The sequence below is a fragment of the Variovorax sp. GW821-FHT09A10 genome (genome assembly GCF_059418385.1).
Window position 1 is genome coordinate 397377 of the sequence record NZ_JBWKPT010000001.1, and the last position, 23954, is coordinate 421330.

Annotated in this window: 21 protein-coding genes; 19 read left to right on the forward strand and 2 right to left on the reverse strand. The window is 68.2% G+C overall.

Features of this window, described 5'->3' with window-relative positions; translation table 11 throughout:
- Positions 1 to 60: 60 nt before the first annotated feature.
- The 4 genes from AC07Q9_RS01920 (at position 61) to AC07Q9_RS01935 (ending at position 4672) form a co-directional block, all read left to right on the forward strand.
- Positions 61 to 534 carry a hypothetical protein gene (locus AC07Q9_RS01920; RefSeq protein WP_495307046.1) on the forward strand — a complete coding sequence of 158 codons (474 nt, stop codon included), beginning with the start codon at positions 61 to 63 and terminating at the stop codon, positions 532 to 534.
- A 374-nt stretch (positions 535 to 908) separates the two neighbouring features.
- Positions 909 to 2591, forward strand: a complete 1683-nt coding sequence (locus AC07Q9_RS01925; protein ID WP_495307047.1) for a sensor histidine kinase — start codon at positions 909 to 911, stop codon at positions 2589 to 2591.
- A gap of 35 nt (positions 2592 to 2626) precedes the next feature.
- Entirely contained in the window at positions 2627 to 3316 is a 690-nt protein-coding gene (locus AC07Q9_RS01930; RefSeq protein ID WP_489057603.1) for a response regulator, read from the forward strand.
- A 576-nt stretch (positions 3317 to 3892) separates the two neighbouring features.
- On the forward strand, positions 3893 to 4672 hold the full coding sequence (locus AC07Q9_RS01935; RefSeq protein ID WP_495299181.1) for a LuxR C-terminal-related transcriptional regulator: 780 nt from the start codon (positions 3893 to 3895) through the stop codon (positions 4670 to 4672).
- 37 nt (positions 4673 to 4709) lie between these two features.
- On the opposite strand, the gene AC07Q9_RS01940 is transcribed toward AC07Q9_RS01935, so the two are convergent.
- Positions 4710 to 5720, reverse strand: a complete 1011-nt coding sequence (locus tag AC07Q9_RS01940) for an AraC family transcriptional regulator (protein ID WP_495307048.1) — start codon at positions 5718 to 5720, stop codon at positions 4710 to 4712.
- A gap of 224 nt (positions 5721 to 5944) precedes the next feature.
- Here AC07Q9_RS01940 and AC07Q9_RS01945 point away from each other — a divergent pair, with 224 nt between their 5' ends.
- The 11 genes from AC07Q9_RS01945 to AC07Q9_RS01995 all read left to right on the forward strand — a co-directional run bounded on the left by AC07Q9_RS01945 (position 5945) and on the right by AC07Q9_RS01995 (position 18484).
- On the forward strand, positions 5945 to 7516 hold the full coding sequence (locus AC07Q9_RS01945; RefSeq protein WP_495307049.1) for a long-chain-fatty-acid--CoA ligase: 1572 nt from the start codon (positions 5945 to 5947) through the stop codon (positions 7514 to 7516).
- 43 nt (positions 7517 to 7559) lie between these two features.
- On the forward strand, positions 7560 to 8744 hold the full coding sequence (locus AC07Q9_RS01950) for a lipid-transfer protein (protein ID WP_495307050.1): 1185 nt from the start codon (positions 7560 to 7562) through the stop codon (positions 8742 to 8744).
- Between the two features lie 29 nt (positions 8745 to 8773).
- Complete coding sequence (locus tag AC07Q9_RS01955) at positions 8774 to 9214, forward strand: MaoC family dehydratase N-terminal domain-containing protein (protein ID WP_495307051.1); 441 nt, start codon at positions 8774 to 8776, stop codon at positions 9212 to 9214.
- 21 nt (positions 9215 to 9235) lie between these two features.
- Positions 9236 to 9655 (forward strand): MaoC/PaaZ C-terminal domain-containing protein, encoded by a 420-nt coding sequence (locus AC07Q9_RS01960; RefSeq protein ID WP_495307052.1) that lies wholly within the window; start codon positions 9236 to 9238, stop codon positions 9653 to 9655.
- A gap of 26 nt (positions 9656 to 9681) precedes the next feature.
- Complete coding sequence (locus AC07Q9_RS01965; RefSeq protein WP_495307053.1) at positions 9682 to 10512, forward strand: SDR family NAD(P)-dependent oxidoreductase; 831 nt, start codon at positions 9682 to 9684, stop codon at positions 10510 to 10512.
- Positions 10513 to 10515: 3 nt separating this feature from the next.
- Positions 10516 to 11307 carry an enoyl-CoA hydratase/isomerase family protein gene (locus tag AC07Q9_RS01970; RefSeq protein WP_495307054.1) on the forward strand — a complete coding sequence of 264 codons (792 nt, stop codon included), beginning with the start codon at positions 10516 to 10518 and terminating at the stop codon, positions 11305 to 11307.
- A 14-nt stretch (positions 11308 to 11321) separates the two neighbouring features.
- Entirely contained in the window at positions 11322 to 12473 is a 1152-nt protein-coding gene (locus AC07Q9_RS01975) for an acyl-CoA dehydrogenase family protein (protein WP_495307055.1), read from the forward strand.
- Between the two features lie 244 nt (positions 12474 to 12717).
- Entirely contained in the window at positions 12718 to 13701 is a 984-nt protein-coding gene (locus AC07Q9_RS01980; RefSeq protein WP_495307056.1) for a Bug family tripartite tricarboxylate transporter substrate binding protein, read from the forward strand.
- Positions 13702 to 13756: 55 nt separating this feature from the next.
- A complete protein-coding gene (locus tag AC07Q9_RS01985; RefSeq protein WP_495307057.1) occupies positions 13757 to 16117 on the forward strand; it encodes an arylsulfatase in 2361 nt (786 codons plus the stop codon).
- Complete coding sequence (locus tag AC07Q9_RS01990) at positions 16114 to 17445, forward strand: DUF1254 domain-containing protein (RefSeq protein WP_495307058.1); 1332 nt, start codon at positions 16114 to 16116, stop codon at positions 17443 to 17445. Before AC07Q9_RS01985 ends, AC07Q9_RS01990 begins: the two co-directional genes overlap by 4 nt.
- 43 nt (positions 17446 to 17488) lie before the next feature.
- The gene (locus tag AC07Q9_RS01995) at positions 17489 to 18484 is read left to right on the forward strand and encodes a Bug family tripartite tricarboxylate transporter substrate binding protein (protein ID WP_495307059.1); all 996 of its coding nucleotides are present in this window, start codon (positions 17489 to 17491) and stop codon (positions 18482 to 18484) included.
- A gap of 207 nt (positions 18485 to 18691) precedes the next feature.
- Here the strand turns inward: AC07Q9_RS01995 and AC07Q9_RS02000 are convergent, their stop codons facing one another.
- The gene (locus AC07Q9_RS02000; protein WP_495307060.1) at positions 18692 to 19324 is read right to left on the reverse strand and encodes a Crp/Fnr family transcriptional regulator; all 633 of its coding nucleotides are present in this window, start codon (positions 19322 to 19324) and stop codon (positions 18692 to 18694) included.
- Between the two features lie 489 nt (positions 19325 to 19813).
- Between AC07Q9_RS02000 and AC07Q9_RS02005 the strand changes: the two genes are divergently transcribed.
- The 4 genes from AC07Q9_RS02005 to AC07Q9_RS02020 all read left to right on the forward strand — a co-directional run bounded on the left by AC07Q9_RS02005 (position 19814) and on the right by AC07Q9_RS02020 (position 23938).
- The gene (locus AC07Q9_RS02005) at positions 19814 to 21151 is read left to right on the forward strand and encodes a porin (RefSeq protein WP_495307061.1); all 1338 of its coding nucleotides are present in this window, start codon (positions 19814 to 19816) and stop codon (positions 21149 to 21151) included.
- 22 nt (positions 21152 to 21173) lie between these two features.
- Entirely contained in the window at positions 21174 to 22022 is an 849-nt protein-coding gene (locus tag AC07Q9_RS02010) for an acid phosphatase (protein ID WP_495307062.1), read from the forward strand.
- A gap of 124 nt (positions 22023 to 22146) precedes the next feature.
- On the forward strand, positions 22147 to 22830 hold the full coding sequence (locus tag AC07Q9_RS02015) for a hypothetical protein (protein WP_495307063.1): 684 nt from the start codon (positions 22147 to 22149) through the stop codon (positions 22828 to 22830).
- Between the two features lie 85 nt (positions 22831 to 22915).
- Positions 22916 to 23938: a Bug family tripartite tricarboxylate transporter substrate binding protein gene (locus AC07Q9_RS02020; RefSeq protein ID WP_495307064.1), complete on the forward strand. Its 1023-nt coding sequence runs from the start codon at positions 22916 to 22918 to the stop codon at positions 23936 to 23938.
- The last annotated feature ends 16 nt before the right edge of the window (positions 23939 to 23954 follow it).

A 23954-nucleotide genomic window follows, 5' to 3' on the forward strand; every position in this document is an offset into this window, starting at 1 on the left:
CACCGGATGCCTGTTCGCCGCCGGGCGGGCCGGTGCCGCTGACATTGCAAGGAGCACGCCATGCCGCTCGCCCTTCTTCTTCAGCTGCTGAACAAGCGCTTTCCGGTCACGCTCACCATGGACGCGGACATCCGGCACGCATCGGTGCTCGTGGCGACCGGGCTCATCGAAGCCGAGTTCCACGTCGACAGCTTCGGTTACCAGCGCTACGAAAGCGCCCAGGTCTTCGCCATCACGGACGAGGGGCATGCGGAGATCGCCACGCTGTGTGGCCGCAGCGGTGCTTCGGTTCATGAGGAACACGCCCCATGGACCGTCATGCCGCTCGATTACCTGCGCAGGATCGGCAACTCGACCTTTCCCCTGCACACCGAGGACCCGTCGGAGATCAACTCCGTGGCGGTCCTGGAAGCCGCTGGCATGGTGGAGGCCACGCTCCCCCCGATCTGCCGCGCACGGCAGAAGTTGCGCCAGGCCACCGTGTTGCGGGTCACGCCCCTGGGGCGGACGGCGCTGGTGCCACGGCGACACTGAATCCGGGTCCGGGTCGCGCTGCGCGCCAGTCCTGACGCGCCGATGGAGGAGTGCGTCCGGCGCACACCAACACCGCCTCTCGCGTTCCCCTCCCCCATACCTCCATGAAACGGGTACCCGTTTGCCGTGCGGCGTCCCTCGGCCGACGGAAAGCGCCTCGTGCGGCGATGGAAAAAGCCTGCCAACCACACAAATGAAACCATGTGAAACATACGTCACAGATCGCCTGCGAGGCTCCTTTCGAGTACCAAAGCAGTAATGTGAAACCTTCACATACACCACGTCATCGGCAAGAAGAAATGAACGCCACGCGGTTACAGCTGCATTTCAGCCCCAGCCGTGCATGAAACAGTTCATGCGAAGGATGCCTTGCCATGCGCGCCCCCGTCTCCGCCCCGAATCTCGACAACAGCCTGTCGACGGACGCCCTCATGGCCGCCCGCATGCGGCTGGTGCTGTCGATCTCGGCGGTGCTGGCCATGGCGGTCGATGCGGGGCCGGCCCGGCAGCCGGTGGACAGCGCGGTCTGGCTGGCCTTGTGCGGATACCTCCTGCACAGCGTGCTGGTGCACGCCTGCACGCAGGTGGGCTGGCGCCATCTCCAGGGCAAGGCGGTCCACTGGTCTGACGTGCTGTGGTTCACGCTGATCGTCTTCGTGACGGGCGGCGTGCAGAGCCTGTTCTTCCTGTTCTATTTCTTCGCCATCCTGACCTCCTCGTTCCGCTGGGGCTTCGAGGAAGGCGCCCGCGTGACCATCGTCTCGGTCGCGTCGTTCGCCGCCTGCGGGCTGGGCACGAGCACGGGCGACGACGCGCCGCAGCTGTTGATGCGCACGACCTTCCTGCTGGCGCTGGGGCACATGATCGTGCACTGGGGCGGCTCCAAGCTCATCCTGCAGCGGCGCCTGGCCCTCTTGGGCGACATCAGCCAGCTGTCGAACCCGCGCTTCGGCGCGGGCCGCACCATCGCCCGCACGATGGAAAAGACGCTGGCCTTCTTCAAGGCCAGCCACTGCATCCTCATGACGCGGGACACCGCCACCGGCAACTGGACCCTGCGCACGCTGCGCAAGGACGACACCTGCGAGCACGTCGGCGTCGAGACGCTCGGCGGCATCGCCGAGTCGCCACTGATGGCGCTGGAGCATCCGCACACCGTGCTGAGCAACCGCCTGCCCTGGCCGTTGAACCACTTCTTTGCGCGCAGCCACATGCACGGCCCCGGCACGATCGGCTGGCGCCCCGAAGGCCGCGACGGTGCCCAGCGCAGTGCCGCCGTGGCCGCCATGCTCGAGGCCCGCGCGTTCATCAGCGCCGCGCTGCCGCTGCGCCTGGGCGAGGGGCGCGTGTTCATCTCTTCGCGCAACGGCCACTTCAGCAAGTCCGATGCGCTGTTCCTCGCGCACCTCATGGAACAGATCTTCCCGGTCATCGAGACCATCGAGGTGCTCGACCGCATGGCCTCGGAAGCGGCCGCGACCGAGCGCCTGAAGATCTCGCTGGACCTGCACGACACGGCCGTGCAGCCCTACATCGGACTGCGCATGGGCCTGTGCGCCCTGCGCAAGAAGGCCACCGCGGACAACCCGCTGCTCGAGGACCTCGACAAGCTCGCCGAAATGGCGAACGGCGTGATCGCCGACCTGCGGCGCTTCGCCGGCGCGGTCAAGGACGGCGCTGAAAGTTCGTGCGGCCTCGTGCTGCCCCAGCTGTACGGCCAGGCCGCCCGCATCCAGGGGCTCTACGGCATCGAGATTTCGGTGAACGTCGAAGGCCACGTGCGTCTTGACGACCGCATGACCGCGGAGGTCCTGCAGATGGTGGGCGAAGGCCTGAACAACATCTGCAAGCACACGCAGGCCCGCCGCGGCAGCGTGCGCATCGGCTGCCGCAATGGCTGCTTGCACCTGCGCATCGAGAACGAAGGCGGCGAAGAGAACTTCGCGCCCTTCCGGCCACGCTCCCTCAGCGACCGCGCAGCGGCGCTCGGCGGCCGCGCGCAGGTCAGCCGGTGCCGGGGCGGCGGCACCGAGGTGCTGATCGAGATCCCCATCTGAGAGACAACGCGCGACCACATCCCCAGGAGCCCCTCATGCACACCGAAGAAGCCCATCCCATCGGCGTCCTGCTGGTGGACGACCACCAGACCATGCTGTGGGGCCTGTCCCGGCTGATCGACGGCGAACAGCCGCGCATGAAGGTGGTCGCCACCGCCAGTTGCTGCGAAGAAGCCGTGGCGCACACGCAGAACCTGGCCCCCGATGTCATCGTGCTCGACCTCGACCTGGACGGCCACTGCGCCCTGGACATCCTGCCGCAGCTGCTGTCGAACGAGGTCTCGCGCGTCGTCGTGCTGACCGGCGAACGCGAGCAGCGCACGCTGGACCTCGCGGTGCTGCGCGGCGCGCGCGGCGTGATGCGCAAGGACGCCTCGGCCGAGCAGGTGCTCGATGCCATCGAGCGCGTGCACCACGGCGAACTCTGCGTCGACGCCCCCACCATGGGTCGCGTGCTCTCGGAACTCACCTCGGTGAAGAAACCGCCGAAAGCCGACCCCGAGTCGGTCCGGCAGGCCAGCCTGACCCAGAAGGAGCGCGACATCGTCCGCACCGTGGCGCGCGGCAGCGGCGCGTCCAACAAGACCCTGGCCGAGCAGACCTTCGTCACCGAACACACGCTGCGCAACCACCTCACGTCGATCTACCAGAAGCTCGGCGTGGCAAACCGGCTCGAGCTGTACATCTACGCCGTCAAGCACCACCTCGACGCCGTGGCGCACTGAAGCGCACCCGGCTGCGCCGGCCTCGGCCATTTCCCTGATTTCCCTGCTTTTGCGATCTCCATTGGCAGCGATCACGTGGCGTGCGAATGCGTATTTCCTGCCGTTTCAATCCATCGAATTTCAATTCAATTGAAGAATTCCAGGCAATGAACCGCTTGAAATGCAAAAAGGCCGGAGCTTGATTTATTCAGCCAGGACAGCCATCCACCATGGGTAACTTCACCGAAGCTTCGATCCACGGTCAAAGACCAGTGGAATGGGTATGTCGAACGTCACGATTCAGGTAGTTCCATTTTGAAAGACCCATGTCTTTCCAAAAACTGAGGCAAACGATCTTCCCTGCCGCCCTGTCAAATTCATACGATGGCATGAGCCCTGTTTCAAATCGAATCCACTGAATAGACCTTCAATCTGGCATTTGTTCTTCACCTTCTTTCGATCCATGTATGGCCCCCCCAACCGCTTCGTCGCCGATGGGGCTGGCTGCACCGGAGCCCCCGCTGCGCGACTGTTTCGTCGCCCGGCCCGCGCTCGCCGTGACCGGCAGCCCTCGCTCATGCCAACCGGGGCAGGCACATGCTTGACCCCAAGCTCATCAGCTCCGGCGAAAAGGCCACCGTCGGCGTCTGCGCGCCCGCCGCGAGGCTGTGGCCCGACTTCCTGATCGGCCAGGAGAACTCGCCGGTGCGCGTGCTGCTCGTCGACGACGACGAGTACATGCGCCGGGTGATCGCCCAGGAGCTGCTGTCCGACCTGCGCATCCAGCTCGAAGGCCAGGCCGACAACGTTCGCGACGGGCGCAAGCTGCTGGCCACGCACACCTTCGACGTGCTGATGCTCGAGCTGCAGCTGGGCGACGAGATGAGCTTCGAGCTGATCGCCGAGGCACGCCGCCTGCACCGCAACAGCGAGATCATCGTGATCTCCACGCTCGAGGACGATGCCCACGTGCTGCGTGCCTTCGAGCTGGGCGCCATGGGCTACCTGCTGAAGAACGCCTGGCTGCAAAGCTTTGCCGATGCGGTGCTGCACGTGGTGAACGGCGGCGCCGTCATCACGCCGCGGCTCGCGCGGCGCCTGCTGCACCGCCTGAACTACCAGCTCCACGAGCCCTTCGCCGGCGACGCGCCGCCGTCACCGCCGCCCAGACCGCCCTCGCGCGACATGACGCTGACGCCGCGCGAGAGCGAGGTGCTTCGCTTCGTGGCGTCGGGCTACGTCTCTGCGGAGATCGGCGCCAAGCTCGGCATCACCGGCCAGACGGTCAACGTGCACATCAAGAGCATCTACAAGAAGCTGCACGTGCACTCGCGCGCCCAGGCGGTGAACTACGCCGTTCACACGGGCCTCATCTGAGCGGCGGCGATGCCGTGCGCTGCAACCTGTCCGTGAATCACAAACCGCCGCTTCGGCGATAGAGGCCCGGCGCGCTGCCCGTCCAGCACTTGAACGCGCGCTGGAAGGCGGAGCTGTTGGCAAACCCGAGCTCGTCGGCCAGCTCCGCCAGCGGCACGGTGCTCGTGCTCAGCCGCTGGATGGCCGTGTCGCGGCGCAGCTCGTCCTTCAGCGCCTGGAACGAGGTGCCCTCCAGCGCCAGCCGCCGCTGCAGCGTGGAGACCGTCACATGCAGCGCGGCGGCCGTCGCCACGAGGTCCGGCCATGCGGGCTGCGCGTGCTGCAGGTGGCTGCGCACGCGCGCGCCGATTCCCTCGTCGGTGCGCCGGGGAACGATCATGTGGGCCTGCGCATCGGCCAGGAAGACATGCAGCGCGGCTTCGTCGCGGCGCACCACGTCCTTCAGGCGTGCCGCGTCGAACCAGAACGCCGACAGCTCGCAATCGAACTGCTGCGGCGCCGGAAAAATCTTGCCGTAGCCGCCGGCATGCGCGGGCGGCCCGAACGCGAAGTCGAAGCGCACCACGGGCAGCTGGCCGCCCACGATCCACGCCAAGAGGCGCCACGCGGTGCGCAGCAGCACCTCCTGCAGGAAGACCGTCGGCGTGGCAGCGGGTTCGGTGAAGCGCACCACCACGCCCGCGAGGTCGGCCCGGCACACCAGCTCCAGCACCACGTCGTCCTGCAGCAGGCGAAAGGTGCGCGCCGCACGGCGAAGCGCCACCTGCAGCGTGGGCGCGCCGAGGGCCGAACGCGCGATCAGCGCGAAGCTCCCGCGCCGCAGCGGGCGGCTCAGCAGCCCGATGAAGTCGTCGTCCAGGCGCTCGGTCAGCACGCGGAACAGCCTCGCGTACTGCTGCGTCGTCACGCGCGCGTCCGACTGCCCGAGCAGGCCGGGCGCGATGCCGGCCTCGACCAGGAAAGGCTCGAGCGGCTGGCCGCGCGCATGCACGCCGGACAGGATGCCGTGCACGAAGCCGATGGAAACCGTTTGGGGAGGATGAAGCATCGAAGGCAGGCCGCGTCGCGTGGATATTGCCGGGCCGACTGTGCACCGGCGCGTGCCTCTCGTGCAAGCGCCGCGTCGCCCGATCGCGTGCCGCGCAGATTGCGATGTTCTGCCATCCGAACAACGCAAAACGGCATCGTGCCGAGGGCGATCGGTTCCTAACATGGGCCACGCAGGCCAGGGTCTGCGAAACCCAGACCAAGAACCAAAGAGAGACAAACGCCATGTACATGACCCAGTCGCTGCACCGCGCCGTGCAGCAGATTCCCGACAAGGTGGCCGTGCGTTTTGCCGGCCGCACCCGCACCTTCCGCGCGTTCGTGGAGCGCGTCGCCCGCCTCGCGGGCGCCCTGCAGCAGCTGGGCATGAAGCCGGGCGACCGCGTGGCGATGCTGGCGCTCAACTCCGACCGCTACCTCGAATACCAGATGGCCGTGCCCTGGGGCGGCGGCGTGCTGAATCCCTGCAACATCCGCTGGTCGGCCGCCGAGATTCTCTATTCGCTGGAAGACTCGGGTTCGACCATCCTGCTGGTCGACGAGGCCTTCCGCCCGATGGTCGAGAAGATGCGCGGCGAATCCAGGAGCCTGCGCGAAGTCATCTATTGCAGCAGCGGCCAGGACGACGGTGAACTGCCGCCCGGCATGCACGGCTACGAGACGCTGCTGGCCGCAACCTCGCCCGTTCCCGATGCGGTTCGCCGCGACGAAGACCTGGCCGGCATCTTCTACACCGGCGGCACCACGGGCTTTCCCAAGGGCGTGATGCTCAGCCACACCAACCTGTGCAGCTCGGCCATGGCGATGCAGGCCGAAGGCCTGGCACCGTCCGGCGGCAACTACCTGCATGCCGCACCGATGTTCCACCTGGGCGACATGGGCCTGGCCATGCCGCACTGGCCCGCCGGCAACACGCACACGATCATCCCGATGTTCAGTCCGCAGAGCGTGCTCGATGCGATCGAGCGCGACCGCGTGACCAACACGCTGCTGGTCCCCACGATGATCCAGATGCTGGTCGACCACCCGGCGATGAAGGAGCCGCGCGACCTCGCCAGCCTGCAGTGCATCTTCTACGGCGCCTCGCCGATGCAGGAGGCTGTGCTGGAACGCGCGATGGCCGCCCTTCCCCACGTGGACTTCGTGCAGGGCTACGGCATGACGGAGCTGGCGCCGCTGGCCACGATCAATCCGCCCAGTTCGTACACGGCCGAGGGCCACCGCCTGGGCCGGCATCGTTCCGCGGGGCGCGCGAGCGTCTGCATGGAAGTGCGCATCGTCGACCCGGCCGGCGTCGAAGTGCCGCGCGGCACGGTGGGCGAAGTCGCGGTGCGCGGACCCAACGTCATGCAGGGTTACTGGGACAAGCCGGAGCAGACGGCCGCCGCCGTGCGCGACGGCTGGATGCACACCGGCGATGGCGCCTGGATGGACGATGGCGGCTACATCTTCGTGGTCGACCGCATCAAGGACATGATCATCAGCGGCGGCGAGAACGTCTATTCGGCAGAGGTCGAGAACGCCATCACCCAGCACCCGGCTGTGGCCGCCTGCGCGGTGATCGGCATTCCCAGCGACGAATGGGGCGAGAGCGTGCACGCGGTGCTGATCCTCAAGCCACAGCACAGTGCCCTCGGCGAAGAAATCATCGCCCACTGCAAGACGCTGATCGCGGGCTACAAGTGCCCGCGCAGCGTGGCCTTCGTCGAGGCACTGCCGATGTCCGGCGCGGGCAAGGTGCTCAAGACCCAGCTGCGCGAACCCTTCTGGCAAGGCCGTCAGCGCAACGTCGCCTGACCTGTCGCCCTTCTCCTTTTTCTCTCAACCCTCAGGAAATTCCATGAGCCGCGATGTCTTCGTCACCGGGGTCGGCATGATCCCTTTCACCAAGCCGGGTGCCAGCGCGCCCTACCAGGCGATGGCCGCCGACGCCACGCGGCGCGCACTGCGCGACGCCGGCATCGGCTACGAGCTGGTGCAGCAGGCCTATGTGGGCTACGTCTATGCCGATTCGACCGCAGGCCAGAGCGCGCTCTATGAAGTGGGCATGACCGGCATTCCCGTGGTCAACGTCAACAACAACTGCTCGACCGGCTCGACCGCCCTGTTCCTGGCGCGCCAGGCCGTGGCCAGCGGCGCGGCCGACTGCGTGCTCGCGCTCGGCTTCGAGCAGATGAGCCCGGGCGCGCTGGGCTCGGTGTTCAGCGACAAGCCCAGCCCCTTCGCGCGCTTCGACAAGGCCACCGACGAACTGGTCGGCGGCATCGACATTCCCCTGGCGCTGCGCTACTTCGGCGGCGCGGGCCTGGCGCACATGCAGCAGTACGGCACCCAGCTCTCGACCTTCGCGAAGATCCGCGCCAAGGCCAGCCGCCATGCCGCGAACAACCCGCTGGCCCTGTTCCGCAACGTGGTGACCGAAGACGAAGTGCTGGCCACCCCCGTGATGTGGCCCGGCGTGATGACCCGCCTGATGGCCTGCCCGCCCACCTGCGGCGCGGCCGCGGCCATCGTCTGCTCGGCCGAGTTCGCGCAGCGCCATGGGCTGAACCGCAGCGTGCGCATCAAGGCGCAGGCGATGACCACCGACCGCCCCGTGAGCTTCGAGGCGCGCGACATGCGCGAAGTGGTCGGCTTCAGCATGGCGCAGGAGGCGGCGCAGAAGGTCTACGAAGCCGCAGGCGTCGGCCCGCAGGACATCGACGTGGTCGAGCTGCACGACTGCTTCGCGCACAACGAACTCATCAGCTACGAAGCGCTGGGCCTTTGCCCGGTCGGTGGCGCGGAGAAGTTCGTGGTCGATGGCGACAACACCTACGGCGGCAAGGTCGTGACCAACCCTTCGGGCGGCCTGCTGTCCAAGGGCCATCCGCTGGGCGCCACCGGCCTTGCCCAGTGCACGGAACTGGTCCAGCAGTTGCGCGGCACCGCCGAGAAGCGGCAGGTCGAAGGTGCGCGCCTCGCGCTGCAGCACAACCTCGGGTTGGGCGGCGCCTGCGTGGTCACGCTCTACGAGCGCGTCTGAACGACACAACAACCCAAGGAGACCCTCTCATGATCGACAAGAAATGGATCGGCCACGAACTGCCCGCCTCGGTGCTGCCGATCGAGCGCAGCCGGCTGCAGTTCTTCGCCAAGGCCATCGGCGAGACCGACCCGGTCTACACCGACGACGCCGCCGCGCGCGATGCCGGCTACCCCGACCTGCCCGCGCCGCCCACCTTCCTGTTCGCGGCCGAGCTGGACTCGGGTGCATCGGACCAGTTGCTGATCGATCTGCAGATCCCGCTGGCCAAGCTGCTGCACGGCGAGCAGAGCTTCAGCTACCACCGCCCGGCCTGCGTCGGCGACACGGTGACGGTGCGCTCCACCATCAGCGACATCTACGACAAGAAGAACGGCGCGCTCGAATTCGTGGTGAAGACCTCGCGCGCCACCAACCAGCGCGACGAGCTCGTGGCCGAGCTGCGCACGGTCATCGTTTGCCGCAACTGAATGAATGAAAGAAAGAAGCCCATGACTTCACCCACCTTCGACACCGTCCAGGTCGGCGACGAACTGCCGGCCGTGCAGTTGCCGGCCGTGGACCGCACTGCGCTCGCGCTCTTTGCCGGCGCCTCGGGCGACCACAACCCGATCCACATCGACACCGACATGGCGCGCCGCTCGGGCATGCCCGACGTGTTCGCGCAGGGCATGCTGGGCATGGCCTGGCTCGGCCGCGTGCTCACGCAGTGGGCGCCGCAAAGCCGCCTGCGCCACTTCGAGGCGCGCTTCCAGGGCATCACGCACCTGGGCAACGCCATGCGCTGCAGCGGACGCATCGCGCAGAAGACCGAGCGCAACGGCGAACGCGGCGTGCGCATCGAGCTGCAAAGCACCAACCAGTTCGGCCAGACCAAGATCGTCGGCGAAGCCTTCGTCTCCCTGCCCTGACAACCCACACCTTCCGAAAGAACACCATGACACGCAAACTCGAAGGCAAGGTCGCCCTCATCACCGGCTCGGGCCGCGGCATCGGCCGCTCCATCGCGCTCAAGCTCGCGTCGGAAGGCGCTCGCATCGTCGTCAACGACCTCGACGCCGAACCTGCGCAAGAGGCCGTGCAGGCCATCCGCGAGGCCGGCGGCCAGGCCGTGGCCTGTGTCGGCAACGTCGCGGCGCCCGACTTCGCCGAACGCTTCGTCGGCACGGCCGTGAGCGAATTCAAGGGCCTGGACATCCTCATCAACAACGCCGGCTACACCTGGGACAACGTGGTGCAGAAGATGACCGACGAGCAGTGGTACGCCATGATCGACGTGCATCTGACGGCGCCGTTTCGCATCCTGCGTGCCGCACAGCCGGTGATCCGGGCACTCGGCAAGGCCGAGACCGAAGCCGGGCAGCGCGTGGTGCGCAAGGTGGTCAACATCTCGTCGATGGCGGGCCTGTTCGGCAACGCGGGCCAGACCAACTACGCGGCGGGCAAGGCCGGCATCGTCGGCATGACGCAGACGCTGGCCAAGGAATGGGGCCGCATGAACGTCACGGTCAACTGCGTGGCCTACGGCCTCATCAAGACCCGCCTGACCGGCAACGCCGCCGAGGGCGGCACGGCCCACATCGACGGCCGCGACATCAAGGTAGGCGTCAACCCCGACCTGATGGCCGCGATGGAGCGCGGCATTCCGCTCGGACGCGGCGGCACACCCGAAGAGGCCGCGGGTGCCGTGTATCTGCTGTGCGTGCCCGAGTCCGACTACATCAGCGGCCAGACGCTGGTGTGCAGCGGCGGCCTGACGGGGTTCTGAGCGATGACCGCGGCTGTCCGCAGCGAGGTGCACGAGGGCATTGCGACGCTCACGCTCGATCGGGCGCAAGCCCTCAATGCCCTGGGGCCGCCGCTGCTCGAAGCGCTGCTGGCGGCGCTGCGCGAATGCGCGGCGGACGACCGCGTGCGCGCGATCGTGCTGACGGGCGCGGGCCGCGCCTTTTCCGGCGGGGGCGACATCGGCTACTTCGGCGAAGTGCTCGCCGGTGGCCCGGCCCATGCGCAGGAAGAGATCGGCCGCGGCATGGAAGAGGTGGGCAACCCCATCACGCAGGCCATCGCCGATTGCGCGGTGCCGGTGGTGGCCGCCGTCAACGGTCCGTGCGTGGGCGCTGGCGTGGGCATCGCGCTGGCGGCCGACGTCGTGATCGCGGCGCGCTCGACCTACTTCCTGGTGCCGCAGGTGCCGCAACTGGGCGCCGTGCCCGACCTGGGCGCGACCTGGTCGCTGCCCCGGCTGCTCGGGCGCAGCCGCGCGCTCGGCATGGCGCTGCTCGGCGAACGCATCGACGCGGCGAAGGCCGAGCAATGGGGGCTCATCTGGCGCTGCGTCGACGATGCCGTGCTGCTCGAAGAAGCCCGAGCGATCGCCAGGCGGCTGGGCCATGCATCGGCCGCAGCCTTGCGCGACACCCGACAACTGATCGACGCGGCGAGCGACAACACGCTGGCCCGGCAACTGAGCGACGAATGCACGGCCCAGCGCCGGCATGTGGCCGGTGAATTTTTCAACAACGCCTGTGCACGCTTCCTTGCGCGTGCCAAGCCAGACTGACCCTTGGGAGAACCATGCTGCCTCAGCTCTACCGCCATCGCTGGATGGACGAAGACATCGATGCCTTTCGCGAACAGGCACGCCGCTACATCGCCGCCGAACTGTCGCCGCATCTCGAAGGCTGGCGCCGCCAGGGCTTCATTCCGCGCGAGGTCTGGCGCCCGTTCGGGCAGATGGGTTTCCTGCTGCCCGAGATCGACGAGGCCTATGGCGGCGCCGGTGCATCGCTGGCCTACCAGATGGTGGTGCAGGACGAACTGGCCAAGGCCGAGTTTCCCGCCAACACCGGCGTGCACAACCTGGCCGCGCACTACATCCTCGACTACGGCACCGAGGCGCAGAAGCAGCGCTGGCTGCCGAAGCTCGCCAGCGGCGAGCTGTTCGCCGGCATCGCGCTCACCGAACCCGGCTGCGGCTCGGACCTGAAGGCGCTGCGCACGCGCGCGCGGCGCGAAGGCGATCACTACGTGATCGACGGCGCCAAGACCTTCATCACCAACGGCTTCTCGGGGAACCTGCTGGTGGTGGCGGTGCGCACCGGCGAGGTGGGCAGCCGCGGCGTGTCGCTCATCGTGCTGGAGACCGAAGACCTGCCCGGCTTTCGCGTGGGCCGGCGGCTCGAAAAGCTGGGGCAGCATGCATCGGATACGGCCGAAATCTTCTTCGACGGCGTGCGCGTTCCGGCCGACCATCTGCTCGGCGGCAAGGAGGGCGACGGCTTCATCCAGCTCATGAGCCAGTTGTCGTACGAACGCCTGTTCCTGTGCGTGCCGGCCGCCGCGGTGATCGAGCGCGCGGTGGAGCTGGCGGTGGACTACACGCAGCAGCGCAAGGCCTTCGGGCAGACGGTGTTCGACTTCCAGAACACGCGCTTCAAGCTCGCCGAATGCGCGACCATCGCGCACGTCGTGCGCACCTTCGTCAACGACTGCATCCAGCGCATGGTCGACGGCACGCTCGACCAGGAAGCCGCCTACATGGCCAAGCTGTGGTGCACCGAGCAACAGGGCAAGGTCCTGGACGAATGCCTGCAACTCTTCGGTGGCTATGGCTACATGGTCGAGTACCCGATCGCACGCATGTATGCCGATGCGCGCGTGCAGCGCATCTACGGCGGCACCAGCGAGATCATGAAGGACCTGATCGCGCGCAAGCTCGGCGCATGACAGCGCCGCGTCGAGGGTGCGCGCGGCCACGGAACGACAACGCGCCCTCGCCGGTCGACATGCAGCCCGCCTCCGGCTGAGCCAGAGGGTATTCCCCGAGCCGGCGTCAACGAATCTGTCGGCTGGTTGACGGAATCGATGGCCGCTGTTTCCTAGCATGGAGATGCAGTCCCTCCCCGTGTAGCAACGGGGACGCGCCCAGAGGCGCGGGGCCTGCGCGACCCATTCCCAAGGAGACATTTCCGTGAACAGGATATTGCTGCGGCCGGCACTCACCGTGCTGGCCCTTCTCTCCCTCGCCGGCGCGGCCACGGCGCAAGACGGCGCTGGCTACCCCAGCAAGCCGGTCACCATCGTCGTGCCCACGCCGCCCGCCGGCGGCACCGACCTCATCGCGCGGCTGTTCGCCGACGTGCTGGGCAAGGCCTTCAAGCAGAGCGTGATCGTCGACAACCGCGCCGGCGCCAACGGCATCCTGGGCGTCGACTACGTCGCCAAGGGGCCGGCCGACGGCACGCGCGTGCTGTTCACCTACGCCGCCACGATGGTGATCAACCCGGCGCTCTACAAGAAGCTGCCCTACGAGCCGCTCAAGGACTTCGCGCCCGTCGCGCAGGTGGGCCGCGGCGGCAACCTGCTGCTGGTGCGCAAGGACCTGCCGCCGAACACGCTCAAGGACTTCGTCACCCATGCCAAGGCCAACCCCGACAAGCTGAACTACTGCTCGTGGGGCAACGGCTCGGGCGGCCACCTCACGATGGAAAGCCTGAAGAAGCAGGCCGGCATCTCGCTGCTGCACGTGCCCTACAAGGGCAGCAGCCCCTGCGTGCAGGACCTCATGGGCGGCCAGGTGGACGCCGGCTTCGCCGACATCTCGTCCACCATCGAGGTGGTGAAGGCCGGCCGGGTCAAGGCCCTGGCCTACAGCGGCCCCGACCGCCTGCCGATGCTGCCCGACGTGCCCACGATGACGCAGGCCGGGTTCCCGTTCAAGAACTACACCTGGTACGGCTTCTTCGTGCCGGCCAAGACGCCGCCCGCCATCGTCAAGCGCCTGAACGAAGAGATCTACCGCGCCCTGCAGGACCCGGCCGTGACCCAGCGCCTGCGCGAACTCAACTTCACCGACCTGCCGCGCCCCACGCCCGAGCAGTTCAAGGAAGTCCTGCGCCAGGACCTGCAGGACTGGAGCGCCCTGGTCAAGTCCATCGGCGTCACGCTGGACTGACGCCCGATCCACCACGACGCCGGGGCCCTGCCCCCGCGCGTCAAACAGAGCCCCCATGACACAAGAAAAATCCAACCCCTCCGCCCCCCTCGGCGGCTTCAACACCCTGCCCGGACAGGGCAGCCACCTGCCCTTCGATGCGCCGCCCAGCGCCAGCATCGCGGGGCGCAAGCTGTCGGAGTCCACGCACGCGCGGCGCAAGGCGGTGCCGCACCTGCGCGACGACGCACCGAACGTGCTGATCGTGATGCTCGACGACGCCGGCTTCGCGCACCCCGACACCTTCGGCGGCGAGATCCACACGCCCACGCTGACGCGGCTGGCCGGCAGCGGCATCACCTACAACGCCTTCCACAACTGCGGCGTGTGCTCGCCCACGCGCGCGTCGCTGCTGACGGGGCGCAACGCGCACCGCGTGGGCTACGGCCACATCTCCGAATACGCCACCGACTGGGACGGCTACGTGGGCGTCATTCCCAAGAGCGCCGGCACGATGGCCGAGGTGCTCGGGGCCTGGGGCTACAACACGGCCGCGTTCGGCAAGTGGCACAACACGCCGGCCAACCTGACCACGCAGATGGGCCCCTTCGACCGCTGGCCCACCGGCCACGGCTTCAACCACTTCTACGGCTTCCTGGGCGGCGAGAGCTCGCAGTACGAGCCGCGCCTGGTCGAGAACACCACGCTCATCGAGCCGCCGCGCGACGAGGGCTACCACCTGAGCGAGGACATGGCCGACAAGGCCTGCGGCTGGCTGCGCCGCCACCGCGCCATCACGCCCGACAAGCCCTTCCTGATGTACTGGGCGCCCGGCGCGGTGCACGGCCCGCACCACGTCTTCAAGGAATGGACCGACAAGTACAAGGGCAGGTTCGACGACGGCTGGGACGCCTACCGCGAACGCGCCTTCGCGCGCCAGAAGGAGATGGGCTGGATCCCCGAGACCGCCGAGCTCACGCCAAGGCCCGAGACGCTCGCCAGCTGGGACAGCATTCCCGAGGCCGAGCGCCCGTTCCAGCGCCGGCTGATGGAGGTCTACGCGGGCTTCCTGGAGCACACCGATGCGCAGATCGGCAAGGTCGTCGACGAGCTGGAGCAGCTCGGGCTGCGCGACAACACGCTGGTGTTCTTCGTGTTCAGCGACAACGGCGGCAGCGCCGAAGGACAGAACGGCACCGTGGTCGAGCTGCTGGCGCAGAACCGCATCTCCACCAAGATCTCGCAGCACCTCGAAATGCTGGAAGGCCTGGGCGGCCTCGACGCACTGGGCGGGCGCAAGACCGACAACATGTACCACGCCGGCTGGGCCTGGGCCGGCTCCACGCCGTTCCAGAGCACCAAGCTGATCGCCGCGCACTTCGGCGGCACGCGCACGCCGCTGGTCGTGTCGTGGCCGCGCGGCATCCGGCCTGACACCACGCCGCGCTCGCAGTTCCACCACGTCAACGACATCGCGCCCACGCTCTACGACATCTTGGGCATCACGCCGCCGGTCGAGCTCAACGGCGTGCGGCAGGATTCGCTGGACGGCATCTCGATGGCCTACACCTTCGCCCATCCGCTGGCCGAGGGCCGCAAGGGCGTGCAGTACTTCGAGGTGGCGGGCAGCCGCATGGTGCACCACGACGGCTGGACCGCGGGCGTGTTCGGCCCGCGCATTCCCTGGGTCGCGGGCGCCGCGCCCGGGCTGGCCACCTGGGACCCGGACAACGACGTCTGGGAGCTGTACCACGTCGCACAGGACTACGCGCAGGCGCACGACCTGGCGCAGGCGCAGCCGGCCAAGCTGGCGCAGATGAAGGAGATGTTCGCCGTGCAGGCGGGCATCAACCACGTCTATCCGCTGGGCGCGATCTACCACCTGACGCTGAAGCCGCAGCACCGCATCGCGCCCCGGCATACCTCGTGGCATTTCAGCGGCGACATCACGCGCATTCCGGAGAACTGCGCGCCCAACATCAAGACGCGCAGCCACACGGCCACCGTCGATGCCACGCTGGGCGAGCGCGCGAGCGGCGTGCTGTTCGCGCTGGGCGGCTTCAACGGCGGCATCTGCCTGTACCTGGACGACGGCCACCTGGCCTACGAGTACAACATGCTCGGCATGTACCGCTTCAAGGCGCGCTCGCCCGAACGCATTGCCGCCGGACGCCATGCGATCGATGTCGAGTTCACGATGAGCGACGGCACGGCTCCCCAGCGGCCCGCGCACGCCGTGCTGCGCGTCGACGGCGTGCAGGTGGCGGCGTGCGACATCGGCGTCACGGTGACGGCCATCTTCTCCGCCTGCGAGACCTTCGACGTCGGCTGCGACCTGGGCTCGCCGGTGGCGGCCGAGTACTTCGAGCGTGCGCCGTTCGGCTTCGACGGGCAGATCCACGACGTCTGGCTGCGCTATGCGGAGGCCCAGTCGTGAGCACGTTGATCACTGAAGCAGACGCCTACGCCATCGGCATCGAGGCCTACACCTATGCCTATCCGATGGTGGTGATGGAGCTGACGCGCCGCGTGGCCACCAACGTCGCGCAGCCCGACGGCGCGCGCGTGCGCGGGCCGATGAACCGCTTCGTGCACGTGCCCACCTACCCCGACGCCGGCTTCAAGGACGTGGTGCGTCCCAACGCCGACACGCTGTACTCCAACATCTGGTACGACGTCGGCGAAGAGCCGCTGGTGCTGACGCTGCCGGACATGGGCGATCGCTACCACGTCATTCCGTTCTACGACCTGTGGACCGACGTGTTCGCCACGCTGGGCACGCGCACCAACGGCAACGGCGGCGGCCACTTCGCGCTCGTCGGCCCGCGCTGGAAAGGCACGCTGCCCGAGGGCGTGCGCGCCATCGTGAGCCCCACGGACGTGGGCTGGATCGTCGGGCGCATCCAGACCAACGGCGCGACCGACTACGCCCGCGTGCACACGCTGCAGGCCGGCTTCGAGGCCGTGCCGCTGTCGGCCTGGGGCAAGCCCCATGCCCCACCCGCCGGCCACGTCGACCCGGCGGTGGACATGCGCCCGCCCGTCGAGCAGGTGGCCGCGCTCGGCGCCGGCGACTTCTTCGCGCTCTTCGCCGAACTGCTCCAGCGCAACCCGCCGCATGCCACCGATGGAGCATTGCTGCTGCGCATGGAGCGCATCGGCTTGGTCCCCGGCCGCAGCTTCGCACTGGCCGCCGCACCCGAGGCCGTGCAACGCGCTCTGACGCGCGCCGCGCCCGATGCCTACCGGCGCATGCTCGAGCGCGCACCGGCGATGCGCATGGTGCGCAACGGCTGGAGCCTCGGCAGCAACGTGGGCGTCTACGGCAACGACTACCTGGCACGCGCCTTCGTCGCCTACGCAGGCCTGGGCGCCCTGCCGCGCGAAGAGGCGATGTACCCGCGCTCGGTCTGCGACAGCGAGGGCCAGCCGCTGGCGGGCACTGCGCGCTATGTGCTGCACTTCGATGCGCACGAGCTGCCGCCGGCCGATGCGTTCTGGTCGCTGACGCTGTACGGCCCCGACCAGTTCTTCGTCGACAACGCGCTGAACCGCTACGCCATCGGCGACCGCGACGCGCTCGCCTTCAACGCCGACGGTTCGCTGGACCTGTACATCCAGCACGCGTCGCCGGGCCCCGACAAAGCCCCGAACTGGCTGCCCGCGCCCGCCGGCCCTTTCAGCATGAACCTGCGCCTGTACATGCCTCAGGCGCCGGTGCTCGACGGGCGCTGGGCACCGCCTGCGCTGAAGCGCCTGCCCTGACCGCACCGACTGCATCGTCCCCCACCCGAAAGGCACTCACTTCATGACCCGTTCCCGCTTCCGCGCGCTGCGCGCGCCCGGCCTGTGCATCGTCGGGCTCCACCTGGCGGCCGGTGCCGCCCTGGCGCAGGCCGACTACCCGAGCAAGCCGATCCGCATCATCGTCCAGTACCAGGCCGGCGGTTCGGCCGACGCGCTCGCGCGACTGGTCGGCGACGGGCTCGCCAAGCGGCTGAAGCAGCCCGTGCTGGTGGAGAACCGCAGCGGCGCCGGCGGCATCATCGGCACCGACTACGTGGCCAAGAGCGCGCCCGACGGCTACACCGTGCTGCTGTCGGTGCCGGGCCCGATCGCCGCGAACCTGGCGCTGTACAAGAAGCTGCCCTACGACCCGCGCACCGACCTGCGCCATGTGTCGGACATCGCGAGCACGCGCACCATCATGGTCGTGCACCCCTCGGTGCCGGCGCAGGATTTCAAGAGCCTCGTCGAGGCCGTGCGCAAGGCGCCCGGCAAGTACGCGATGGGCTCCTGGGGCCCTGGCGTGCAGCCGCACCAGATGCAGGTCTTCATGGACAAGACCTACGGCACCCAGACCCTGCACGTGGCCTACAAGGGCGAAAGCCCGATGGCGGTCGACCTGCTCAGCGGCGTGATCCAGATGACCGTGGGTTCCATCAGCACCTTCCAGCCCTACGTCGCGGCCGGCAAGCTGCGCGCGATCGCCGTGCCGGGCGCGCAGCGTGCCAAGGCCGCGCCCACGGTGCCGACCTTCGCCGAGCAGGGTTACAAGGACGACATGTTCATGCTCATGGCGCCGACCTCGCTGCTGGTGCCGGCCAAGACGCCCGACGCCATCGTCGAGAAGCTCAGCCGCGAAGTCGCCGCGGTGGTGAAGCAGCCCGAGGTGCAGCGCCGCATCGAGGACATGGGCGCCGAGCCCATCGGCAACACGCCGGCCGAAGCCTCGGCGGCGTACAAGGCGTTCCTGCCCGTGTCGCTGAAGCTCACGCGTGCCACGGGCGTCACGCTGGATTGATGGCTCCGCTTCTCGAGACCCGTGCATCACCCGCGTCCCGATTTCGAACCCCGGGTGCAGACCCCGCAGCACATCGCCGCGGTCGTTGCCATGCGGAACAGATGCCGCAGGGCTTTCCGAGCATCGCGTACCTGCGCAAGACACGCATGACTGCCGAAGACATCGCGGACCGCGTCACCTCGGTGGCGCACGGAGGCAGCGCGTTCTTCAGTCTTCCGCAGTGATGCGGTGCAGCTTGGGCAGGTCGACCACGGTGATCAGGCGATAGCCCTCGTTGCAGCCGAGCACGCCCTCGTCCTTCAGCTGCGCCAGCTCCTTGCCGATGGTCTGCCGCGACACGCCCAGCATGTTCGCCAGGTCGGTCTGCGAGATGCGCAGCTCGGTGTCGCACGGGCTTCCGCTCTCGTCGCCGTAGCGATACACCATGTTGATCAGCGTGATCGCGGTGCGGCGACGCACGGAGCCCAGCACCTGGTCCTGCAGGACCTCGGCGCTCATCCGATAGCGCCGCAGCATGGTCTGAGCGATGCTTCGCCACAGCACCGGCTCTGCATCGAGGATGCGCCGCATGGTGGCACCGGGGATGTGGATGATGTGCGAATCGGCGCGCGCCTCGAAGGCGAAGACCGGCTGCAGGTCGTCGATGAGGTGCACCATGCGCGTGATCTGGCCGGCCCCGAGCACCGAGAGGATGTACTTGTCGCCGGCCGCGTTCGTGGCCGCGATCTCGATCGAGCCCGACACGACCACGAACACCTCTCGCTGGTGGTTGCCGCGACCCACGAGCGGCGTGCGGCGCCGGTAGTGCCTGGCGCGCGCGGCGCTCGCCAACTCGCGCAACCGGTCTTCCGGCCAATCGAGAAACACCGAACACGCACACAGCCCGCGCTCGATCTGTTCCCTTGTGCTCTGCGATACGGGTTGAGGGTATTCCATGTGATGACTCAGCAAAAACTGTTGCCTGGTTGACGGATTCGAAGAGCAGCGATTCCTATCATAGGACTGGCCAGTCAAAGAACAACGAGGAACTCCCTAAGTGAGACACACACGCTCCCTGCCTTCGCGCACACCGCTGTTTCTCCGCGCCATGAAGCGTTCGTTGACATGGTTCTTCGCGTCACTGATGCGACGCCGCACGCTCCTCGCGATGCGAATGCGGTGATGCGAAGCAAGGCGCTGCCAGCGCCTGCGCGCGCCTAGAGGCCGCACTCCTTTTTCCCGAAGTCCCCGAAGGGCATCCGCCCTTCGGAACACCCGAGCCCTGGAACGCAGCAATGCGCACCAGCGGCCTCGTTCATCCCTGAAGAAGCACGCAACGCAAGACCTGCCATGAAGAAACATCACGCCCTGTCCGCCATCGCCCTCGTCGCGACCGTTGGTACTGCCGGTACCGCATCGGCGCAATCGTCCGTCACGGTGTTCGGCATCGTCGACGTCGGCATCAGCCGCTACACGTCGAAGAGCACATACCACAGCCCCAACCCCTTCGCATTGCCGCCGGCCAGCGCAGCGGGTGGCTCGAAGACGAGCCAGACCGCGATGTCCAACTCGGGCTATGCAGGCAGCCGCGTCGGCTTTCGCGGCACGGAAGACCTGGGTGGTGGCCTGGCCGCGAGCTTCTGGCTCGAGTCGGGCATCACGAACGACGACGGCGCCAAGGGCATCACCAACTTCAACCGCCGCTCGACCCTGAGCCTGTCGAGCCCCTTTGGCGAGCTGCGCCTGGGCCGCGACTACGCCGCGACCTTCTGGAACGACACCGTCTTCGATCCCTTCGGCACCAACGGCGTCGGCACCAACCTCATCGCCAACATCAACAGCCGCATCGCCGCCATCGCCGGCCCCGGCTCCGTGGTGGCCTCGACCGACAACTACATCCGCACCGGCAACTCGATCAGCTACTTCCTGCCGCCGGACCTCGGTGGCGTCTACGGCCAGGTGCAGTACACGCTGCACGAAAACACGAAGCGCAGCGACCAGCCCGGCACGCCGTCGGCCAAGGGCCGTTATGTCGGTGGCCGCGTGGGCTACGCCAGCGGCCCGCTCGACATGGCCATCGCCTACAGCCAGAGCACGGCCGCCGACAGCACCACGCTCAACGCGCTCGGCATCGCGACCGCCACGCAGGACCGCAAGATCAACGCGCTGAACCTGGGCGCGTCGTACAACTTCGGCCCTGCCAAGCTGTTCGCGGAAGTGTCGCGCGTGCAGGACAAGAACGAGACCGGCGCATTGCAGAACGTGCCGGGCCTGGCGCTCCCCTTCATGAACACCACGACGCGCAAGGACAAGTACAACGGCTACCTGCTGGGCGTGACCGTGCCCGTGGGCCCGGGCCTGATCCGCGCGTCGTACGCCTCGGTGAAGTACAAGAACGGCGCACCGGCCGCGACCGATCTGAACAGCCTGCTGTGGGGCCTGAACGGCAACCGCGACACCACGGCCAACCAGATCTCGCTGGGTTACGTGCACAACCTCTCGAAGCGCACCGCGCTGTATGCCTCGGTGTCGCGCATCCGCATCAAGGACGGCTGGAACAACCCCGGCGTGATGGGCGCCATCACCGGCGGCTCGGCCGCCTACCTCACGGGCGGCTCCGCGCAGGCCTCGGGCTGGGCGCCGCGCTCGTCGATGGGCTACGACTTCGGCATCCGCCACGCGTTCTGAGCGGGCGCGAGGAGACACACCGATGGTTCCAAAACACCTCCCGCCGCTGCTCATGGCGGCCCTGCTCGTGGGCGGATGCACCACAACGCCTGCGCCGACCACCTCGCCCGCCGATGTCGGAGAGACGCGCCCCGGCTCCGGCTACCTCAAGGGCTACCTGGCGCAGGCCGACATGCCCGACAGCCTCGCGCTGCTGCCACCGCCGCCCGAGGCGGGCTCGGCCGCGCTGGCCGCCGACGTCGCCACCTTTCGCAGTCTCACAGCGCTGCAAGGCACGCCGCGCGGCGCGCTCGCGGTGCGCGATGCCAACCTGCGTTTTCCTGAGGCGGCGGCCACCTTCTCGTGCGCGCTGGGCGTGCGCATCTCCGAGCAGCAGACGCCACACCTGAACATGCTGCTGCGTCGCACGCTCGCCGATGCCGGCGGCGCCACGTACAAGGCCAAGGAGAAGTACCAGCGCACGCGGCCCTTCGTGGCGCTGAAGGCCGCGAGCTGCACACCGAAGGAAGAGGCGCACCTGGCCAAGGACGGCTCCTACCCTTCCGGGCACTCGGCACTGGGATGGGCCTGGGCGCTGGTGCTGACGGAGATCGCTCCGGAGCGCGCGGACGCGCTGCTGCAGCGGGGCCGTGCCTTCGCGCAAAGCCGCGGCATCTGCGGCGTGCACTGGCGCAGCGACATCGAGGCGGGACGCCTGATCGGCGCAGCCACCGTGAGCCGGCTGCATGCCAACCCGGTCTTCACGGCGCAGATGAACGCGGCGAAGAACGAGATCGCGCAGGCGCGCAGCCGACCCGACAGCGCCCCGCCCGCGGCCGACTGCGCGGCCGAGGCGAACGCGATCGCGGGCTCCGCGGCGCTGGCTCCCTGAGCACGCGCCGCGCCCCCTCGAACGCCTCGCCGACGGCCAGCGTGTCTGCGGGTTGTCGAGGGGAACGCGGCGTGTGCGAAGCGGGTAGCCTCGCCAACTCCCAACCACTCCAAGGAGACCTCGCATGCGCCATCGTTCCGTTCTGTCATGGGGTGCCGCGGCCTCGGCGGTCGCGCTCCTCGCTGCATGCGGCGCCATGTCTTCGGGCAAGGACGCCAACCCGATGAGCTTCTTCATCACGAGTGCCAATCCCGGCAAGGGCGGCGACCTCGGCGGCCTGGCCGGCGCGGACCGCCAGTGCCAGGCGCTGGCCGCGAGCGCCGGTGCGGGCGGCAAGACCTGGCGTGCCTACCTGAGCGCCGCCGAAGCGGGCGGCCAGCCCGCCGTCAACGCACGCGACCGCATCGGCACCGGGCCGTGGCGCAACGCCAAGGGCGTGGTCGTGGCCACCAGCGTGGCCGACCTGCACAGCGCGAACGCCAAGCTCGGCAAGGACACCTCGCTGACCGAAAAGGGCGAGGTGGTCTCCGGCTTCGGCGACCCGGTCAACCAGCACGACATCCTCACCGGCTCGCGCCCCGACGGCACGCTCGCACCGGCCGCCGCCGGCAAGGACACCACCTGCGGCAACTGGACGCGCAGCGTCGACGGCTCGGCCATCGTCGGCCACCACGACAAGAAGGGCACCAACCCCGACCCGGTCGCCAACGCCTCGTGGAACGCGTCGCACGGCACGCGGGGCTGCAGCATCGACCAGCTCAAGCAAAGCGGCAGTGCCGGCCTGATGTACTGCTTCGCTGCGAACTGAACCTGCGGGGCAGCGCCCCGGCCCGTGCGTCGATCCACGGGCGGGCGCGCTGCGATGTGCCACAGACGACCCATCGGAGGACTCCATGATCCAAGCCACCCGGCCCCTTCGTGCAGCGCCGCGCCGCCTGCTTCTTTGCCTGGGTGCCGCGGCACTCGGCCTGGGCGCCTTCGGGGCAAGCCCCGCGTGGGCGCAGACGGCCTGGCCCAGCAAATCGATCACGCTGCTGATCGGCTTCCCGCCCGGCGGGCAGACCGACTTCGCCGGCCGCGTGCTGACGAACGGCATGCAGGGCGCGCTCGGCCAGCCCGTGGTCATCGACAACAAGGCCGGCGTGAACGGCAACATCGCGTCCGTCGAACTCATGAAGGCGCCGCCGGACGGCCACAAGCTGCTGGTGGGCAACGGCTCGATGACGATCATGCCGCACGTGTACACCAAGCTCGGCATCGTCGATCCGCAAAAGATGACCCCCATCGGCATCATGCTGCAGTCGCCGCTGGTCCTGGTGGTGCCCGCCACGTCGCCGATCAAGACCTACGCGCAGTTCGCCGAAGAGGTGAAGTCGCGCGCCAAGAGCGGCAAGGGCATCGACTACGGAACGGGGGGCGCAGGCTCGCTGATCCACGTCACCATGGAACTGCTGCGCGAGCGCCTGGGCAACCCGGCGATGAACCATGTGCCCTACAAGGGCAGCAGTCCGGCGATGGTCGACCTGATGGCCGGCCGCCTCGACGCCATGTTCGACGCCACCTCCGTCGTCGCGCCGTTCGTGAAGTCGGGTCAGCTGCGGCCTCTGCTGGTGACCGGCGACAAGCGTTCGCCGATGCTGCCGAATGTGCCCACCGCCGCGGAAAGCGGCATCAAGGACTTCAGCATCATCTCCTTCATCGGCCTGTACGGGCCGCCCGGGTTGAGTCCCGAGGTCGTGAAGAAGGCCAACAGCGCGATGAACGCGGCACTGAAGGAGCCGACCGTCGTCAAGAGCATCGTCGATCGCGGGGACGAGCCCGGTGGCGGCTCGCCCGAGCAGCTCGGCGCGATGACCCGCGACCAGTACAAGATGTGGGGCGCCGTCGTGAAGGCGAACAACATCACGGCCGACTGAGCTTCGGCGGCGCGCC

Coding starts and splice junctions, on each gene's coding strand:
- AC07Q9_RS02015 (WP_495307063.1), top strand. CDS start 22,147: ATGCGCCATCGTTCCGTTCTGTCATGGGGTGCCGCGGCCTCGGCGGTC.
- AC07Q9_RS01960 (WP_495307052.1), top strand. CDS start 9,236: ATGACTTCACCCACCTTCGACACCGTCCAGGTCGGCGACGAACTGCCG.
- AC07Q9_RS01995 (WP_495307059.1), top strand. CDS start 17,489: ATGACCCGTTCCCGCTTCCGCGCGCTGCGCGCGCCCGGCCTGTGCATC.
- AC07Q9_RS02010 (WP_495307062.1), top strand. CDS start 21,174: ATGGTTCCAAAACACCTCCCGCCGCTGCTCATGGCGGCCCTGCTCGTG.
- AC07Q9_RS01985 (WP_495307057.1), top strand. CDS start 13,757: ATGACACAAGAAAAATCCAACCCCTCCGCCCCCCTCGGCGGCTTCAAC.
- AC07Q9_RS01930 (WP_489057603.1), top strand. CDS start 2,627: ATGCACACCGAAGAAGCCCATCCCATCGGCGTCCTGCTGGTGGACGAC.
- AC07Q9_RS01975 (WP_495307055.1), top strand. CDS start 11,322: ATGCTGCCTCAGCTCTACCGCCATCGCTGGATGGACGAAGACATCGAT.
- AC07Q9_RS01950 (WP_495307050.1), top strand. CDS start 7,560: ATGAGCCGCGATGTCTTCGTCACCGGGGTCGGCATGATCCCTTTCACC.
- AC07Q9_RS01925 (WP_495307047.1), top strand. CDS start 909: ATGCGCGCCCCCGTCTCCGCCCCGAATCTCGACAACAGCCTGTCGACG.
- AC07Q9_RS01935 (WP_495299181.1), top strand. CDS start 3,893: ATGCTTGACCCCAAGCTCATCAGCTCCGGCGAAAAGGCCACCGTCGGC.
- AC07Q9_RS01970 (WP_495307054.1), top strand. CDS start 10,516: ATGACCGCGGCTGTCCGCAGCGAGGTGCACGAGGGCATTGCGACGCTC.
- AC07Q9_RS01955 (WP_495307051.1), top strand. CDS start 8,774: ATGATCGACAAGAAATGGATCGGCCACGAACTGCCCGCCTCGGTGCTG.
- AC07Q9_RS02020 (WP_495307064.1), top strand. CDS start 22,916: ATGATCCAAGCCACCCGGCCCCTTCGTGCAGCGCCGCGCCGCCTGCTT.
- AC07Q9_RS01940 (WP_495307048.1), bottom strand. CDS start 5,720: ATGCTTCATCCTCCCCAAACGGTTTCCATCGGCTTCGTGCACGGCATC.
- AC07Q9_RS01945 (WP_495307049.1), top strand. CDS start 5,945: ATGTACATGACCCAGTCGCTGCACCGCGCCGTGCAGCAGATTCCCGAC.
- AC07Q9_RS01920 (WP_495307046.1), top strand. CDS start 61: ATGCCGCTCGCCCTTCTTCTTCAGCTGCTGAACAAGCGCTTTCCGGTC.
- AC07Q9_RS02005 (WP_495307061.1), top strand. CDS start 19,814: ATGAAGAAACATCACGCCCTGTCCGCCATCGCCCTCGTCGCGACCGTT.
- AC07Q9_RS01965 (WP_495307053.1), top strand. CDS start 9,682: ATGACACGCAAACTCGAAGGCAAGGTCGCCCTCATCACCGGCTCGGGC.